17 protein-coding genes and 1 riboswitch are annotated in these 16,036 nt (G+C 58.7%); of the genes, 9 read left to right on the top strand and 8 right to left on the bottom strand.

Annotated features, from left to right (window positions below; translation table 11 throughout):
- Positions 1-15 precede the first annotated feature (15 nt).
- Positions 16-1,302 carry a cardiolipin synthase ClsB gene (gene clsB, locus HHJ16_RS02310; protein WP_293640337.1) on the bottom strand — a complete coding sequence of 429 codons (1,287 nt, stop codon included), beginning with the start codon at positions 1,300-1,302 and terminating at the stop codon, positions 16-18.
- A gap of 37 nt (positions 1,303-1,339) precedes the next feature.
- Positions 1,340-2,143 (bottom strand): endonuclease/exonuclease/phosphatase family protein, encoded by an 804-nt coding sequence (locus tag HHJ16_RS02305; protein ID WP_293640335.1) that lies wholly within the window; start codon positions 2,141-2,143, stop codon positions 1,340-1,342.
- Positions 2,144-2,577: 434 nt separating this feature from the next.
- Between HHJ16_RS02305 and HHJ16_RS02300 the strand changes: the two genes are divergently transcribed.
- The gene (locus HHJ16_RS02300) at positions 2,578-3,162 is read left to right on the top strand and encodes a hypothetical protein (protein WP_293640333.1); all 585 of its coding nucleotides are present in this window, start codon (positions 2,578-2,580) and stop codon (positions 3,160-3,162) included.
- 210 nt (positions 3,163-3,372) lie between these two features.
- Here the strand turns inward: HHJ16_RS02300 and HHJ16_RS02295 are convergent, their stop codons facing one another.
- A complete protein-coding gene (locus HHJ16_RS02295; RefSeq protein WP_293640331.1) occupies positions 3,373-4,443 on the bottom strand; it encodes an NAD(P)H-dependent oxidoreductase in 1,071 nt (356 codons plus the stop codon).
- 251 nt (positions 4,444-4,694) lie between these two features.
- Positions 4,695-5,243: a Spy/CpxP family protein refolding chaperone gene (locus HHJ16_RS02290; protein WP_293640329.1), complete on the bottom strand. Its 549-nt coding sequence runs from the start codon at positions 5,241-5,243 to the stop codon at positions 4,695-4,697.
- 246 nt (positions 5,244-5,489) lie between these two features.
- A riboswitch (TPP riboswitch) is annotated at positions 5,490-5,613 on the top strand.
- A 115-nt stretch (positions 5,614-5,728) separates the two neighbouring features.
- Between HHJ16_RS02290 and thiC the strand changes: the two genes are divergently transcribed.
- The 5 genes from thiC to thiE are packed head-to-tail and all read left to right on the top strand — an operon-like array spanning position 5,729 to position 10,514.
- Positions 5,729-7,672 (top strand): phosphomethylpyrimidine synthase ThiC, encoded by a 1,944-nt coding sequence (gene thiC / locus HHJ16_RS02285; protein ID WP_293640328.1) that lies wholly within the window; start codon positions 5,729-5,731, stop codon positions 7,670-7,672.
- A gap of 8 nt (positions 7,673-7,680) precedes the next feature.
- Positions 7,681-8,769 carry a glycine oxidase ThiO gene (thiO, locus tag HHJ16_RS02280; protein WP_293640327.1) on the top strand — a complete coding sequence of 363 codons (1,089 nt, stop codon included), beginning with the start codon at positions 7,681-7,683 and terminating at the stop codon, positions 8,767-8,769.
- Positions 8,766-8,975: a sulfur carrier protein ThiS gene (gene thiS / locus HHJ16_RS02275; protein ID WP_293640326.1), complete on the top strand. Its 210-nt coding sequence runs from the start codon at positions 8,766-8,768 to the stop codon at positions 8,973-8,975. The genes thiO and thiS overlap by 4 nt, the downstream gene beginning before the upstream one ends.
- Before the next feature lie 28 nt (positions 8,976-9,003).
- Positions 9,004-9,822, top strand: a complete 819-nt coding sequence (locus HHJ16_RS02270) for a thiazole synthase (RefSeq protein ID WP_293640325.1) — start codon at positions 9,004-9,006, stop codon at positions 9,820-9,822.
- Positions 9,823-9,836: 14 nt separating this feature from the next.
- Complete coding sequence (gene thiE, locus HHJ16_RS02265) at positions 9,837-10,514, top strand: thiamine phosphate synthase (RefSeq protein ID WP_293640324.1); 678 nt, start codon at positions 9,837-9,839, stop codon at positions 10,512-10,514.
- Positions 10,515-10,571: 57 nt separating this feature from the next.
- Here the strand turns inward: thiE and HHJ16_RS02260 are convergent, their stop codons facing one another.
- Positions 10,572-11,678: an alkene reductase gene (locus HHJ16_RS02260; RefSeq protein WP_293640323.1), complete on the bottom strand. Its 1,107-nt coding sequence runs from the start codon at positions 11,676-11,678 to the stop codon at positions 10,572-10,574.
- A gap of 110 nt (positions 11,679-11,788) precedes the next feature.
- Positions 11,789-12,397, bottom strand: coding sequence for a glutathione transferase GstA (gstA, locus tag HHJ16_RS02255; protein WP_293640321.1), 609 nt, complete (start codon positions 12,395-12,397; stop codon positions 11,789-11,791).
- A gap of 316 nt (positions 12,398-12,713) precedes the next feature.
- On the opposite strand from gstA, the gene HHJ16_RS02250 reads away from it, so the two are divergent.
- Both HHJ16_RS02250 and HHJ16_RS02245 read left to right on the top strand, forming a co-directional pair.
- The gene (locus HHJ16_RS02250) at positions 12,714-12,899 is read left to right on the top strand and encodes a DUF1328 family protein (protein WP_293640414.1); all 186 of its coding nucleotides are present in this window, start codon (positions 12,714-12,716) and stop codon (positions 12,897-12,899) included.
- Entirely contained in the window at positions 12,900-13,196 is a 297-nt protein-coding gene (locus tag HHJ16_RS02245; RefSeq protein WP_293640319.1) for a hypothetical protein, read from the top strand.
- Between the two features lie 203 nt (positions 13,197-13,399).
- On the opposite strand, the gene HHJ16_RS02240 is transcribed toward HHJ16_RS02245, so the two are convergent.
- Both HHJ16_RS02240 and HHJ16_RS02235 read right to left on the bottom strand, forming a co-directional pair.
- On the bottom strand, positions 13,400-14,179 hold the full coding sequence (locus tag HHJ16_RS02240; protein ID WP_293640317.1) for a class II aldolase/adducin family protein: 780 nt from the start codon (positions 14,177-14,179) through the stop codon (positions 13,400-13,402).
- 191 nt (positions 14,180-14,370) lie between these two features.
- The gene (locus HHJ16_RS02235; protein ID WP_293640316.1) at positions 14,371-15,192 is read right to left on the bottom strand and encodes a type IV pili methyl-accepting chemotaxis transducer N-terminal domain-containing protein; all 822 of its coding nucleotides are present in this window, start codon (positions 15,190-15,192) and stop codon (positions 14,371-14,373) included.
- A gap of 357 nt (positions 15,193-15,549) precedes the next feature.
- Between HHJ16_RS02235 and HHJ16_RS02230 the strand changes: the two genes are divergently transcribed.
- Complete coding sequence (locus HHJ16_RS02230) at positions 15,550-16,026, top strand: 4Fe-4S dicluster domain-containing protein (RefSeq protein ID WP_293640315.1); 477 nt, start codon at positions 15,550-15,552, stop codon at positions 16,024-16,026.
- The last annotated feature ends 10 nt before the right edge of the window (positions 16,027-16,036 follow it).

Below are 16,036 nucleotides of genomic sequence, written 5' to 3'. Positions count from 1 at the left end.
CTGGCTAGCCGGCGCTTAAGCGGGATCTGCCTGGTTCACCCGATCGGCAGTGGTAGAAAGCGCACCGGGCGAAAGGGGGCTTGGACTGGCCGAGGTGATGCGCGGCGAATGTGCCGGCAGCCAGCCGGCCCAGGCCGGGTAGCGGCGAAGCACGTGAAACAAAAGGAAGCTGCGAACGAGGCGCCAGCCACTGGATTCCACTAAATCGTCGTGCCCAATCTGCTTGCAACTGTGCTGAATCAGGTCGTCTAGCCGAGCGCTTAAAAGCTGGTTGAACCCTCGATCTTTGATGATGACGTTGGCTTCGAGGTTCAAGGACAGACTCAAGGGATCCAGGTTGCTGGAGCCCACCGTCGCCCATTCATCGTCTGACACGGCGACCTTGCCGTGCAACGGTCGCTCGGAATATTCAAAAATACGCACGCCCGCCCGCAGCAGGTAGTGGTAAAGCATGCTTGCCGCTGTTTTTACAATGGCCATATCGGGTTCACCCTGCAGGATGAGTTGTACATCGACACCGCGCTGCGCCGCCCTGCGCATCTCTTTGAGCAATCGGTAACCGGGAAAGAAATAGGCATTGGCGATCACGATGCGATGGCGTGCGGTGCGAATGGCAATGCGGTAGTGCTGCTCAATGTCGTTGGTGTGTTTGCGATTGTCCCGGGTGACAAAAATAGCCGCCGCGTCACCGGCAGGGGGCGGGGTGGCGCGCCGCCAGGGTCGGGTCGGCGTTTGTAAGTCGGCAGAAAATTGCGCGCGCATTGGACCAGGGAAGGCCGCTCCCGCATTGCGCTGGCCCGCCTCCAGCGCCTGGTGCACAAACTCGTGAATCTCGGCGACGATGGCGCCTTCAATTTCGACGGCATAGTCCTGCTTGGCCAACGGTCCGAAGTCGGCCAAATGATCGGCGGCGAAATTAATGCCGCCGACAAAAGCGCGCTCGCCATCGATTACCACGATCTTGCGGTGCAGGCGTCGAAAGAGATTGGTGCGCCAACCCCAAAATTTGGGGCGGGGGTCAAACACGTGCACCCGCACGCCGACCTGCGTGAGCGAAGAAATGAATTCTGGCGACAGGTCGGGCGAACCGTAGCCATCGACGGTGATGTCTATTTGTGCACCGCGACCGGCTGCCTGGAGCAACGCAGCATGCAGCCCCTTACCGACCTTGTCTTCAAACAAAATAAATGTTTCGATCACGACTTCGCGTTGCGCTGCGGCAATGCATTCGAAGACGCGGGGAAAAAACTCTTCCCCATTTTCGAGCAGCTTGAATTGATTGCCGCCGACCCATCGATGCATTAAGAAGCCTCCGCGCCGCACCCAGCGCGGGCTGGGCTCACAACTCGATCTCCGCAGCGAGGGGCGCGTGATCGGACAAATGGGACCAGGGCCTGCTCGGGAGAACGACCGGTGCGTGACCGATGGCGTTGCGCACATAGATGCGATCCAGCCGAAGCACGGGCAAACGCGCCGGAAAAGTTCGTGCGGCCTGGCCTTGGGCCTGGACAAATATCTCATACAGTCCGGCACCGCGTTCTAGCTGGGCGTGGGCGCGATGGCGCCAGTCATTGAAGTCGCCGGCCACCACCACCGGCGCGTGAGCGGGGATGTCCGTGTGGACGAGTTTGCACAACATATCCATTTGCTGCGTACGGTGTTCTTCGATCAGTCCCAGATGTACGCAGATGACATGCACATTGACGCTGCGACCCGGGATATGCAACTCGCAATGCAACAGGCCGCGCCTCTCAGGTCCACTGATCGATACATCGTGATTCTCGGAACGCACAATGGGAAATTTCGACAACACCGCATTGCCATGATGGCCGTTGTTATAGACCGCGTTGCGTCCGTAAGCGAACTGCGGCCAGATCGTGTCCGCCAGAAATTCGTAGTGCGGCGTATCTGGGTAGTTGTCGAATTTGTCTGGATATTTAAGGTGGTTACCGGTCACCTCCTGCAGGAACACCACGTCCGGACCCACGGCGCGCACGGCTTCGCGCAATTCCGGAAGAATAAATTTACGGTTGAAAAATGTGAAGCCTTTGTGGATATTGACCGTGAGCACTTTGAACGAGAACGACGACTCAGCGCTCACCGCGGCAAGTGCCACTTGCGTATCGGTTTCTACGGCGGTCATATCAATCGGGGTAACTGGGGGGCGCACAGCGGGCGCTACAGTCAGAGTGGCGGGCGCGCCGCGCGGGGATGAATCGGGAAAGGGAGGTTGCATATGAAAGTGGGACCAGAAAGGTACAACCAACTCATATTGTTAATCTTCAAGAACCGCGCCGCTGTAGGACAGCAACTTCTTTACGGCGACCCACCCCACCGCGTCGATAGTTCAGCACAAACCCGACGTCGATTGCACAGTGAGTGTCTAGCGCACAACACACCGCATTCAAAGCCACAACCGGCGAGCGCGGTGTCCTACGTGCTGCGGCGCGCCTCTCCGATAAGACCGGCGAGCAGCGTTCGCTAAATTGAAATTAGCGTTAGCCCTTTGCGGCGTGCGTATTTTTTAACCCGCCCTCTGAGGCCAACGAAGGAATCGACATGTTAAAGAAATCTACGATGAAAGCTATCCCCCTTGCTGCAGCGATGACCGCAGCGCTAATGCTTGTGGCCCCAGCACAAGCTCAAACCGGCTCGGCGACCATGAACAACGCTCCGACAGGTATCGGCGGCACCACCAATGGCAAGGACGCCACCAACCCGGATCCGCGCGCTGGGAACGGAAGCTCGGCGCGCGCAGGCGCAGACGGGAACACCAACTCGGGTAGCGGCATGAACCTGGGCGCGACGGCTACGCCAGGGACGACGAAAGGCAAGGACAACGTAAGCCCCGAGCCGATGGCGGGCAACGGTTCCAGTGCGCGCATGGGCATGCAGGGCACCACTGACATGAGTCCTCAGGACCCCAACATGACCCATACCCCGGGGACCACGAATAGCAAGGACAACGTGAGCCCCTCGCCGATGGCGGGCAAGGGAATGACCGCAGAAGAGCGCGCTACGGCCCAGGCTGACAGGAAAGCGTCAAAGGCGGCGAAGCGGGCTTCCCGCATGAAGAAAAACAAAAGCGAAGGCAGCATGGGAATGGGAAGCCCAGCGCCGTCGGGTGACATGGATGGCACGGCGCCGAGCCCGTCAAAGTAAGCCTCCGAAAGTGAATGGCTTGCGGGTTGATTAGATCCGCAAGCAACTCTCTAGCTACTTTCTTTGGCGGCCGTTAGCTGGCCGCTGCAGTAGCTAACTTTACAAATCGAAAAGAATTTTCAACCGCTTTTGGAACTGACAGCTGTCGCCAAAACAACAATAGGGTTTTAGCCAGTGCGTGGTTGTAATCCGAGTGGAAAAAAGTCCGCGTCACTTGGGCCGCGGCTGGCGAAGTCCATAGTCAGGCTGCGAAAGCTTGCCGGCACGCAACGCCTTCACGGCATTGGCCACGGCGCTGGCAACATTACGCACCTCGGCCTGCATCGCTTTGTCGCTGTCCAGTGCCTCGTGACTGGTCGCGTAAGGCTCGTAATAACCGACGAAACGATCTAAGCGCGCCTGGTTGCCCGCATCAATCAAACCCATCCAGTCAAGCCAGTCCGACAAGCTACGCCGCGAGCCTTCAATGCCTGCGACATCGCCGTGCACCACCAAACCGTAAGCGCGACCGGCCATGTGCTTGGGATAGTCCCAACCTTCCATTTCAAGCACTTTCGCCTCGGCTGGTTTTTTACCATGGGTAGACGAGGGATCGGGGTTGCCGCCATCGGCGCACACCAAACGGTCGATCATCAGTTTGAGTGGGCTCGGCGACTGATACCAGTAGACCGGCGTCACGATGATGACTGCGTGAGCAGCGGTCCAGCGCTCGTAAATTTCTGCCATCCAGTCACTAGTTTGTCCCAGCGAATGGTTGGGGTAGCAGCTGCAAGGCCAATGACACAAGGGCATGGCGGTTGAGACGCAGCCCTTACAGGGGTGGATATTGAGGTGGTAGCTGGACGTCAGCAAGCTCAAGTCGAGCACGTCGGTCTCGAGCTGCGCCTGCGCTAGCGTCTCCTGAGTCCACTGGACCATGCGAAAGGTTTTTGACATTTCCCCGGGACAGCTGCCATCGTTTCGTGCCGAGCCGCAAATTAACAGCACACGGGATTTTGAGGCGGGCTCGTTCCACGTCGCGTGGGCCTTTTCAATTCGATTTTTGGTGGCGAGCCACTCTACCGACAGGTCGTAATTCGGGTCTGCAAAGCCGGGACCCGCTTTCCGGGTGACGGGCGACTTGCGACCTGCTTGATAGGCGTCCCAGGCAATCGCCTCTACCCGAGAAATCGCCTCATCTTCGGTTCGAAAGCTTGGGTCCATAAACGATTGCATGAAGCGTTCATGGAACACAGTGCGCGACAAAACGGCTGGCGCCTGGCCTTTGCGGATTTCAGTCATGCCGTCAGTCTAGTCAGACAACAACGCGTTCAAATGGACTCTGGAAACCGTCCTACACCGGCCTGGGAGAATGTCGGGTCAATGCATTCGTAAAAGACACCGCCATGTGCAGCGACTACGGCCCACCTCTTCTATCAAAACAAAGAACGTTTGCGGGGGCACGGCGCATTAGAAATGCCTGCACGGGCACCGTCAAGGACAGTGCCCGTGCAGGCATTACCGAAGTTGGAACGTCAGTCCCTCGAACCCTATCAGCCTTTGTACGGCATGCCGCCTTGGTGGCGACCGCGGCCCTCGTACTGGCCCATTTTGTTGTGCTCCGCGTCGAAGGTCTTTTGCTGCTCAGGTGTCAATACTGCATAGAAGGCTTTGGTCGCCTCGCCGCGTTTGTCCATGGCGGCGCTCATGTCGGCCATGCGTTGGGTGCGCAAGGTGCGCATCTTGTCTATCCGGTCGGGCGTGGTCAGCTTGTCCAATTCAGCGCGCTGCTCGGGCGCAGGACGGGCGTCGCGAGCCATCGGCTGCATCGCGGCGGTGAAGGTGGTCCAAGCGCCTTCCTGAGCTGGCGTGATCTTCAGTTTGACTTTCATATCCGCCTGGCGTTTTGCCATCCATGCCTGCATTTTGGCCGGGTCTTCTCGACCCATGCGGCCGGCGCTCATGCCTGCGGACATGCCCGGCGTACCGGCAGCAGGTGCTGCGGGCATGCCTTGGGCCATGGCGCCCATGCTGGCCGTAGCCAGTAGACCGGCGAGGACGAGACTGCTGATTGAACTCACTGGTTTAAAAACGGATTTCATAAAAACTTCCTTTCGGGGAGAGGTAAAAGAAGCCTGGCATCAAAGACGTGTAGCGAGGCTTTGGTTTCAGGTTGAGAGTAAGTTTGAAGTGCCGGTGTGTCCGCACCATTACGCCGCCGTGATGGTTTGTAAAGTTGAGTGAATACACGGTGTCGATGACAAGGAGGTCGGTGATGCCTCCTGGTTTGCCCGCATGAGGAGAATCCCTAGGTTCATTGCGGCGGCAAGCCCTGTGCTTACAATGACTTCAGCTTGTCGGGGTGCCAAAGATGTTTCTAAGCAAGATTCTTCTGAGGCTGAGATCGCAAATGCGAGACCCGCTGAACCTGATCGGGGTTATCCCCGCGTAGGGAACAAGGCACTTGGCTCCGGCAGTTTTGATGGCACTGACAGCGACACCCCCTACACACCACGGGGATCCTGCAGCCCCCCACATCAACCTCTCCGGCTCCCCAGGCAGGCACCCACACCTTCTGGAGATAATCATGGCCAAAACCCGCCTTACCGTTGATACCGACGACCTCACAAGTCGCATCACGCGCAGCCCTTTTTCCGGCTCCGCAAAAATTTATATAGACGGTACCCGTCTGGGAGGAAAAGCCGATATTCGAGTGCCATTTCGTGAGGTCACGCTGACTGACACGATGGTGCAGGAGGGCAGCGGTGAGCCGCGTCGCGAGGCCAATCCCCCCCTTCGCCTGTACGATTCGTCGGGCGTGTACACCGACCCTTCGGCACCGATTGACATCACGCGCGGGTTGGCGCCATTGCGCAGCGCATGGATTGCCGAACGCCTGGATACCGAAGCGCTGCCCGGCATTACCAGCGCCTATGGCCGCGAACGCCTGAACGATCCCGCCCTAAGCGCCTTGCGAATGGCGCACACACCTGTGCCGCGCCGCGCCAGAACCGGCGCCAACGTGTCGCAAATGCACTATGCGCGTAAAGGCATCATCACAGCGGAAATGGAATACATTGCCGTGCGCGAGAATCTCATTCGCGCCCAGCTCGCGGAACGCTTGGCCACCGAGCGCATGCCCAAGCCCGGCCATTCGTTCGGTGCCTCTCTGGTGCAGGACATTACGGCGGACTTTGTGCGCGATGAAGTGGCGCGTGGCCGTGCCGTGATTCCAAACAATATCAACCACCCCGAGAGCGAGCCGATGATCATTGGTCGCAACTTCCTGGTGAAGGTCAACGCCAACATCGGCAACTCGGCCGTTACGTCGTCGATTGAAGAAGAAGTCGACAAACTGGTGTGGTCTATTCGCTGGGGCGCCGATACGGTGATGGACTTATCGACCGGCGAGAACATTCACGAAACACGCGAGTGGATATTGCGCAATTCACCAGTTCCCATTGGAACGGTGCCGATTTACCAGGCGCTGGAAAAAGTCAATGGCAAGGCGGAAGACCTGACCTGGGAAATTTTCCGCGACACGCTGATTGAACAAGCCGAGCAAGGCGTGGACTACTTCACCATTCATGCGGGCGTGCGCCTGGCTTACGTACCGCTCACGGCCAACCGCTTAACCGGCATTGTTTCGCGCGGGGGGTCCATCATGGCCAAGTGGTGTTTGTCGCATCACCGTGAAAGCTTTTTGTACGAACGGTTTGAAGATATCTGCGAGATCATGAAGGCGTATGACGTGTGCTTCTCTCTTGGCGATGGCTTGCGTCCGGGATCGATTGCCGACGCGAACGACGAAGCGCAGTTTGCCGAATTGCACACGCTCGGCGAGCTCACGCAGATTGCCTGGAAGCACGATGTGCAGGTGATGATTGAAGGCCCCGGTCATGTTCCGTTGCAGCTGGTGAAGGAAAACGTCGACAAGCAGCTCGAAGCCTGTTTCGAAGCGCCGTTCTACACGCTCGGCCCTTTGATCACCGACATATCGCCGGGCTACGACCATATTTCGTCAGCTATGGGGGCCGCCAACATCGGCTGGTACGGCACCGCCATGCTCTGCTATGTCACGCCAAAAGAACACTTGGGCCTGCCGAATCGCGACGACGTGAAGCAGGGCCTCATCGCCTACAAGATTGCCGCGCACGCTGCTGATTTGGCTAAAGGTTACCCAGGCGCGCAAATGTGGGACAACGCGGTATCGAAAGCGCGCTTTGAGTTTCGTTGGGAAGACCAGTTCCGGCTGGCAATTGATCCCGACACGGCGATGGCGTATCACGACGAAACCCTGCCCAAGGAAAATGCCAAGGTGGCCCATTTTTGCTCCATGTGCGGGCCTAAGTTTTGCTCAATGAAGATCTCGCAAGAGGTGCGCGAATTTGCACGACTCAACCCCGCATCGACGACCTTAGCCACTGCTTCGACGAGGGCCCCGGGCGTTATTCCGATCCAGCAAGTCAGCAGCGGGTTGGAGCAGAAAGCCGAGGAATTCCGCAAGGGCGGCCACGAGATTTACTCCTAAATCCTTCCATGACAACACAACATATTGGTATTGCAGGCGCCGGTCTGGCCGGCCGCACATTGGCCTGGCGCTTATTGCGAGCGGGACGCCGCGTGAGTTTGTTTGATTCGCGACATCGCGCCGATCTGGACACCGCATCCCTGACAGCGGCGGCTATGCTGTCGCCCCTGGCCGAACTGGCGGTGTCGGACGACGTGGTGTTTGCGTTGGGCCAGCGTTCGATGCAACTGTGGCCGCGCTGGATTGCGGAACTGGAGGCAAGCGGCGGCCAGTCGGTTTATTTTCGGCAGCGAGGCACGCTGGTAGTGGCTCACGCGCCCGACCAGGCCTCACTGGAGCACTTCACTCGCCTGCTGCACCACAAGCTGCCAGAAGCCAGTCGCGCTCAGGTCCATACGCTCACTAGCGCGAGTCTCGCGGAGCATGAGCCGGCGTTGGCGGGGCGCTTTGGTGGTGGCCTGTTTTTGGACAGCGAAGGGCAACTCGCAAATGACCAGTGGATGGCTGCGTTGGCAACTGAGATTGACCGACTAGGCGGGCGCTGGCACGAAGGGCTGACAGTCGAGAGAGTGGAAGCGCAGCGCATGGTTTGCGCGGATGGCGTGCATGCGGTCGATGTGGCCGTCGATGCGCGCGGTGTGGGCAGCAAAGCGCAATGGCCGCAACTGCGCGGCGTGCGGGGCGAAGTCATGACGGTGGAGTGCCACGGTGTGACCTTGCAGCGCCCGGTTCGTTTGATGCATCCGCGCTATCAGATCTATGTGGCGCCGCGGCCAGGTCACCAGTTTGTGGTGGGCGCGACCGAGCTGGAGTCAGAAGACCTCGGGCCGGTGACACTTCGTTCCACGCTAGAGTTGGGCAGCGCGTTGCACAGCCTGCACCCTGCTTTCGGCGAGGCACGCGTGTTGCGACTGGCCGCCGCGCTGCGGCCCGCACTGGACGATCATCGGCCTGCCGTAGCACTGCGGGACGGCGTGTGGCATATCAATGGCTTGTACCGACATGGCTATCTATGCGCCCCTGCGGTCGTGGATGAGCTTGCGCAAAAACTTCTCGGTACCCAAGTGAAGCTTGGTATTGAAGAAGAAGTGACATGACCACGTTCGAGATTTCCTTGAACGGCGAGCGCCTGCCGACGCAAGCCCCTACGCTACAGGTGCTGCTACTGACGCGGGGTTATGAACTGCAGGGTGCGTTTGCCTGTGCCGTCAATCACGCTTTTGTGCCACGCAGCCAGTGGCCCGAATGCACGTTGCATTCCGGCGACTGCATTGACGTCATTACACCGATTGCAGGAGGTTGAAATGACCCATGAGAGAACATCGAACACCATGACCCCCGCCTCCGTCTTTTCCGTTGCGCATGGCGGTCCGTGGACCGTAGCGGGTACCACGTTGTCGAGCCGTTTCCTTCTGGGCACTTCGCATTACCCGTCGCCGCAAGTGTTGGGCGATTCGGTGCGGGCCAGTGGCACCGAGGTGTTAACAGTCGGCTTGCGTCGTCTTCAACCCGAAACCGGCGGTGGTAACAGTTTTTGGCAACGCATTCAGGCGATGGGACGCCACATCCTGCCCAACACAGCGGGCTGCCATAGCGCAGAGGAAGCCATTACGCTGGCGCAGATGGCGCGCGAGATTTTTGGTACGGCGTGGATCAAGCTGGAAGTCATTGGCGACGACTACACGCTGCAGCCCGATACCGTGGCCACTTTGCAGGCTGCAACGGTGCTGGTGCGCGAAGGTTTTTCAGTGTTTGCCTACACCACGGATGACCTGGTCATGGCTCAGCGGCTGCACGGCGCGGGCTGCGTCGCCGTGATGCCTTGGGCAGCGCCAATTGGCACCGGACGCGGTCCCGTGAACCCGTACGCGCTGGAAACCATGCGCCGCCGTTTGCCTGATGCCGTGTTGATAGTGGACGCCGGCTTGGGCCGGCCCTCTCATGCCGCGCAGGTGATGGAGCTGGGGTTCGACGCCGTGCTGCTGAACACCGCTGTGGCGCAGGCTGGCGACCCGGTCCGCATGGCCCGGGCTTTTGCCGATGGCATCGCTGCGGGTCGTTCAGCGTACGAATCGACCCCTATGCCTGAACGCGCAGCAGCGCAGGCCTCCACCGCTACCGTGGGCGTGCCTTTTTGGCATGTTTCCTGACGCAAATTAATCCAATGACGCCATCCGCTTTCCCCGCGAGTTCTTTGCCGGCTTTCGCAGCCCTGTCCGGGCCGACAGGCTTCTATCCGGTAGTGCCAGACGCCGCATGGGTGCAGCGGTTGCTGGGCTGGGGAGTGCGAACGGTTCAACTGCGCATCAAGGCCGATGGTCACACGTCTTTCACCGAGATCGAGCAGCAGGTGCGCTTCGCCATTGCCGCCGGTCGTGCCGTGCCGGGCGCACAAGTGTTTATCAACGATCACTGGGAGTTGGCTTTAGCGGAAGGTGCCTACGGGGTGCATCTGGGTCAGGAGGACTTGTCCAAAGCAGACCTGAACAGCTTGCGTGATGCGGGCGTTCGACTCGGCTTGAGTACCCACACCCCGCAGGAACTGGCGCGTGCCCGAGGGGTGCGGCCGTCTTATCTGGCCATCGGCCCAATCTACCCGACCACGCTGAAGGTCATGCCGTATGAACCGGTTGGTTTGGCACGGTTAAGCGACTGGGCGGCGCAAGCCGCGCCCTTCCCGGTGGTCGCTATAGGCGGCATTTCTCTGGCCTTGATACCGGGCGTGCTGGCCTGCGGAGTAGACGGCGTCGCGGTGGTCAGCGCGGTAACGCAGGCAACCGACCCCCGCCAGGCGGCGCTCTCCGGGGTGCGACTTTTGGGACTGCAGCGGGATTCGCAATAAAAAGGGCTGCAGCGCACAAACATGCCTTGCAGCCCAGTATTGCCGAGCAAGCTGCTATTAATTAGCTAGCGCAGGGTAATCGGTGTAGCCCTTGGCACCGCCACCATAAAAGGTGGCTTGGTCCGGCTTGTTGAGCGGTGCATTGCTGCGCAGGCGCTCGACCAGGTCGGGGTTGGCAATATATGGTTTGCCAAAGGCGACCAGGTCGGCACCGTCCTTCACCGCTTGCTCCGCCATGGCCTTGTCGTAACCGTTGTTGACCATCCAGGCGCCTTGGCCGCCTGCGGCGCGGTAGGCGGCCTTCAACTCTGCGTAGTCAAACGGGCGGTCGGGCATATCACGAGGGCCGCCGGTTGCCCCTTCAATGATGTGAATGTAGGCCAGATCCAACTTCGCAAGTTGCCTAACGACGTAATCAAACAGCGGTTGCGGATCGTCGTCGTGCGCGTCGTTGGCAGGCGTCACGGGCGACAGGCGAATACCGGTCCTTCCGCCGCCAATAGCCCCGGTGACGGCGCGCACCACCTCGAGCAACAAGCGCGCACGGTTCTTGATGCTGCCACCGTAGTCGTCGGTGCGCTGATTGGACCCGCTTTTAAGGAACTGGTCGAGTAAATAGCCGTTGGCGCCGTGGATTTCAACACCGTCGAAACCAGCTGTCTCCACGGCATTACGCGCGGCCGCCTGGTAGCTGTGCACGATGTCGGGCAGTTCTGCCAAGTCCAGGGCGCGCGGCTCGGAAGTCTCTACGAAGGTCGGAACGCCATCCTTGATCAACACGGTTTTGGTCTTGGCGGCGATCGCCGAAGGCGCCACAGGTTTACCCCCATGCGGCTGCAAGTCAGTGTGGGAGACCCGCCCCACATGCCAAAGTTGCACCACAATTCTTCCGCCTTTGTCGTGAACGGCTTCAGTGATGCGCTTCCACCCATCAAGTTGCTCGGTGCCGTACAGGCCAGGAACGTCGGAATAGCCCTGACCCTGATGGCTGATGGCGGTGGCTTCAGTAATTAGCAAGCCAGCACTGGCACGCTGAGCGTAATACTCAATCATGAGCGGGGTCGGAATGGCGTCGGGTGCGCGGTTACGCGTCAGAGGGGCCATCACGATGCGATTGGGGAGCTGCAGGGCGCCGGCTTGAACGGTGTCAAATAAAGAGGGCATGGAAAACTTCCAGTGTTAAAAACAGCTTGCAGTGTGCGCTGATGTGAATCAGTCTACTCAACATGGACTGTTTGATTTCTGTTACCAGGGTGGGCGTGCGCTATGACCGCTTACTTGAGCAAGCCTTCTTCCTTCATCGCAGCCTGCACGGCGGGTCGGGCGGCCATGCGTGCGCGGAACGCGGCAATGTTGGCAAAGCCGGAAATATCCACGCGCACGTAAGCCGCCCAGTTGGTCACGGTAAAGAGGTAAGGATCGGCCACGCTGAAGTGGTCGCCCATCAGGTACTGTTTGCCAGCCAGCTCACCGTCCACCCACTTCAGGCGAGACAATAATTTTGTAGTGACCATGGGCTTGTAGTCCGCTGGCGTTTCAGGGCTGAACAGCGGGCTGAAGCGCTGGTGCAGTTCAGTGCTGATGAAGTTGAGCCAGGCTTGCAATTGGGCACGTTCAATGGTGCCATTGGCCGGCGCGAGCGCTTTGTCGGGCACCTGGTCAGCAATGTACTGCACGATGGCCGGGCCTTCCCTCAAGCGCGTGCCGTCGTCCAGCTCCAGGAGGGGAACATAGCCGAGCGGGTTGATCGTGTAGTAATCGGTGCCGTCTTGCAGCTTATGATTTTTGGTGGGGGCGAGCACATGCTCGAACTTTAGCCCCGACTCGTGCAATGTGATGTGCGGAGACAGGGAACAAGCGCCGGGCGAGTAGTAGAGCTTCATGGGTATCCTTGGATTTTTTGAATAGAAGTTGTGTGAACGCAGCACTCCATCCTAGCTGCACGACGCGGATTGTGCCAAAGTGCAGTACTCTGGAGTACTCAAAGACTCAGATCTGCAAAAGCCCTGCCCGCCCGGATATCAGTGGGGCTTGACGGAGGCTTTGTCCTACAGCGGCATGGGGGCGCTGCTGATTCGTTGCCGCAACACAGACTTTTAGCATCAAGCGGTGCCACATAGGCTTTTACTGTGGTGATGCTCAATATTTCAACCTGCGTCATTCTGAACCGGGTGGCGCTACACAGCATTGGAGACCATGATGCTTAAATACGCGATTATTTTTGTGGTTATTTCACTGATCGCTGGTGCCCTCGGTTTTGGCGGTGTCGCCGCAGGCGCTGCCGGCATTGCCAAGATCCTGTTTGGATTGTTTCTGATTCTGGCGGTGATTTTTGTGGTGTTGGCGGCTTTAGGTGTCGGCGTTGCCAGAAAAGCACTCAAATAAATGACCTCCGACATCGAAGCCCCTGCCAATACGATGCTGTCCCGCTTCCGGCAGCGGCTTTTCCAACCGTGGTCCCACCAGAGCGATGCCACGGTGCCGCGTTTGCCGGCTCCGAAGCAGGTACGGTTCCAGGCGAATATTGCCGAGTTTTTGCTCATCAGCCGACTCCGTGCGCGCCGTCGAGTGGCGCCTACCGCAGATGTACTGGAGCGCGCAGCGCACATCGTCTTTATCACTTGTAAAAACTGGTTTGCTCCCGTCGACAATAAACGCAGCGATCACCGGCCGCGGATTTGAATTACCCCATGTCCCGCTCGGCTCTTTAACAGAGCAAGACAAGAGCAGGCAAGTTCATGATCGTTTAAGGGCAACGCGGTTTCTCCTACCAGAACGCAGATGCCAGCCACATTGACTCATTGCACGCGCTCGGCTTACTGGAGCCGACGGCTGCTCAAAAACGAGGTCCGTCGCTTTGATTGTTTGAGAAGAAGCGGTGTTACCTATAAGCGGTAGCTCTGGTCAAGCCGGTCCAGCTTGCGGATCAGCGACGGCCAGGCAAACGCACCGCCCATGCCACCGGTCTGTACGCGCATAGCTTCTGCCACGCCCTTGACGATCAACGGGTTAACCTGGATTAGCTCCCCTCCGCTCTGGGCGTCTAGCTGAATGCGGCAGCTATTTTCAAATGTATACATGCTCAAAAAGGCATCTGCAATGGTCTTTCCCACCACCAACAAGCCGTGGTTGCGGAGCATTAGGAAGTTGGCATGCCCCAAGTCAGCCTGCAGGCGCGGCTTTTCTTCATCGCGAAAGGCCACGCCCTCGTACGCGTGATACGCCAGCGACGCCAGCACAAAAGTGGACTGCTGGCTGATGGGCAACAAGCCACACGCTTGCGCGCTCACGGCAACCCCGGCACGCGTATGGGTGTGCAGCACGCACCCAGCATCGGCGCGCGCGGCGTGCACGGCGCTGTGAATCACGAAGCCAGCGGGGTTGACAGGGAAGGGAGAATCAATCACCTTGTTGCAGTGTTCGTCGACCTTGACCAGGCTGGAAGCCGTGATTTCGTCAAACATCAAACCATAGGGGTTAATCAGGAAGTGGTGAGCACCCGCCCCGGAGACCGACTCGGGCAGCTTGGCGGTAATGTGCGTAAAAACCAGGTCGCTCCACCCGTACAGGGCTACCAGCCGGTAGCACGCAGCGAGGTCGCAACGGAGTTGCCATTCTTCGGCACTGACGATTTCCTTGAGTGACTTTATTTCGAGGGTAGGCATGGTGGTCTCCTGAGTGTGACTAGGGCTGACAAAACCGACTTGCCAAACAAACGAGCAAGCTCAGTCAGCGATCCAACCCACAGCGTACGCCATGTTGGCAAACCCGTGCTGTACCACTCGAGACACCAACCAAAACGTTGGCCGGTTTTATGCCACGGCGTTTGGTACCAGTTGCACAAGTGACAGCCGCCTCAACCAAGGATATCGCGCAGGGCCGCGTCGTACAACGAGGTGAGGTTATCCATCACCTCGAACACCCGCTCGCTGGTGGTGGCTATGTTTTGTAGGCCCTCTGCACTGGCGGTTTTATTCAGCGCCGCTTCGTAAAACAGCCACTGGCCTTTAGCAAGTTCCAATTCGTTGCGGATAGCCGGCGTCGAAATAGGGGTAGCCTGGAGCGTAACCAACCCTTGGTTGAACTCGGCCCGGGCAGTGACGAGCTGCTTGTTGAATGCCGGGGTGTCTTGCCCGGCCGCAAGCAGGAAAAAGGCGCGCGCAGCCCGCTGTGACAACATGCGCTGGCGACCCGCGATATTTACGATTTTTGCGCTGACTTGCTGAGACAGGCCCTCATATGCCTTGGTGAGCCGGTCGGCGGACTCCAGCATGACATCCGCAGCGCGCGTCACTTCCACGATCCGCTCTTTCCGCGGCGTGGAGGCAAGGAGGGAACTGAACACGTAGCAGTCTCTTTCCAGCGCTTGTATCAACTTTCGTACCTCGGGCGCCGGATTTCCGGCCGTCAGTTCCTCCAGGCTAACGGTGATCAGGTGTTGGGTTGCGAGCATGATGTCTCGCGCTTTTGCTGACAGCACGTTGAGCGTGGCCTGAATATAGGCCTTGGAACCGCGCTGCGAAAACGCCCGCATCCTGCCCGCCCGATTGATCGAAATGCTTAAAGCCAGTGGCGCCCTTGGCTCCGCGAAAACCCAGGGGGAAATTGGAATCAGCAGGGCAGACCCGGATTGAAGCAAGGTTCTGCGGCGCAGGCCGACAGGCGACAGGGTGTGCATCAGGAGGCTCTGTATAAGTGGGAAACAATTTCAGTATAGGAATTACAGGTGCTTACTGCTATCCTTCCAGAGAGCTAGTGGTGAGGCTTCCGAGAGACACCAGTCTCCGCCCTATCGTTCATAAGAACTATAGGCAAGCGCAACCATCCAGAGAAAAGCGCTGTCATCCAATTACCGCCTGATGGCCGCTTATGCCTCCAGCCTCCGCGACCAGTCACTGTCTCAATTTGAGAATTCCCACGCGACGTGAATCCCGCATCAGGGTTTGTCCTAGGTGTTTTAAGAGAGCTGATTTCAATAATGGCTATGCAGACTAATTCATAGCAAATCAGCTTCGCCGCTTCCCAAGGAGACCTCATGCAGAAGGTGTTGCACATCAACCCGGATAAATGCACTGGCTGTTTGCAGTGCGAGATGGCCTGTTCTTTCGAGAACTACGGCGTCTTTGCACCTGCGAAGTCGCGCATCAAGGTATTCGACTTCCACGACACCGGCAAGAAGGTGCCCTACACCTGCACCCAGTGCGACGAAGCCTGGTGCTTGCATGCCTGCCCGGTCGAAGCCATCACCGTGGACCGGGTCACGGGCGCCAAAGTCGTCAACGAAACCACCTGCGTAGGTTGCAAGGTCTGCACCATTGCCTGCCCATTCGGCACCATCAACTACGTGCAGGAAACCGGAAAAGTGCAAAAGTGTGACCTGTGTGGCGGTGAGCCCGCCTGTGCGGAGGCTTGCCCGACGCAGGCGATCACTTTTATTGATGCGAACTGGACCGGTTTGGGCAAGATGCAGCAGTGGGCCGACAAGCTTGGCAACCGTCCTTCCGCCGCTTAAGGAGCAACGA

Source organism: Polaromonas sp., from assembly GCF_012927485.1.
Taxonomy (GTDB): domain Bacteria; phylum Pseudomonadota; class Gammaproteobacteria; order Burkholderiales; family Burkholderiaceae_C; genus Polaromonas.
Note: the sequence above shows the minus strand (reverse complement) of the source record. Positions and strands in the feature narration are given on the sequence as shown.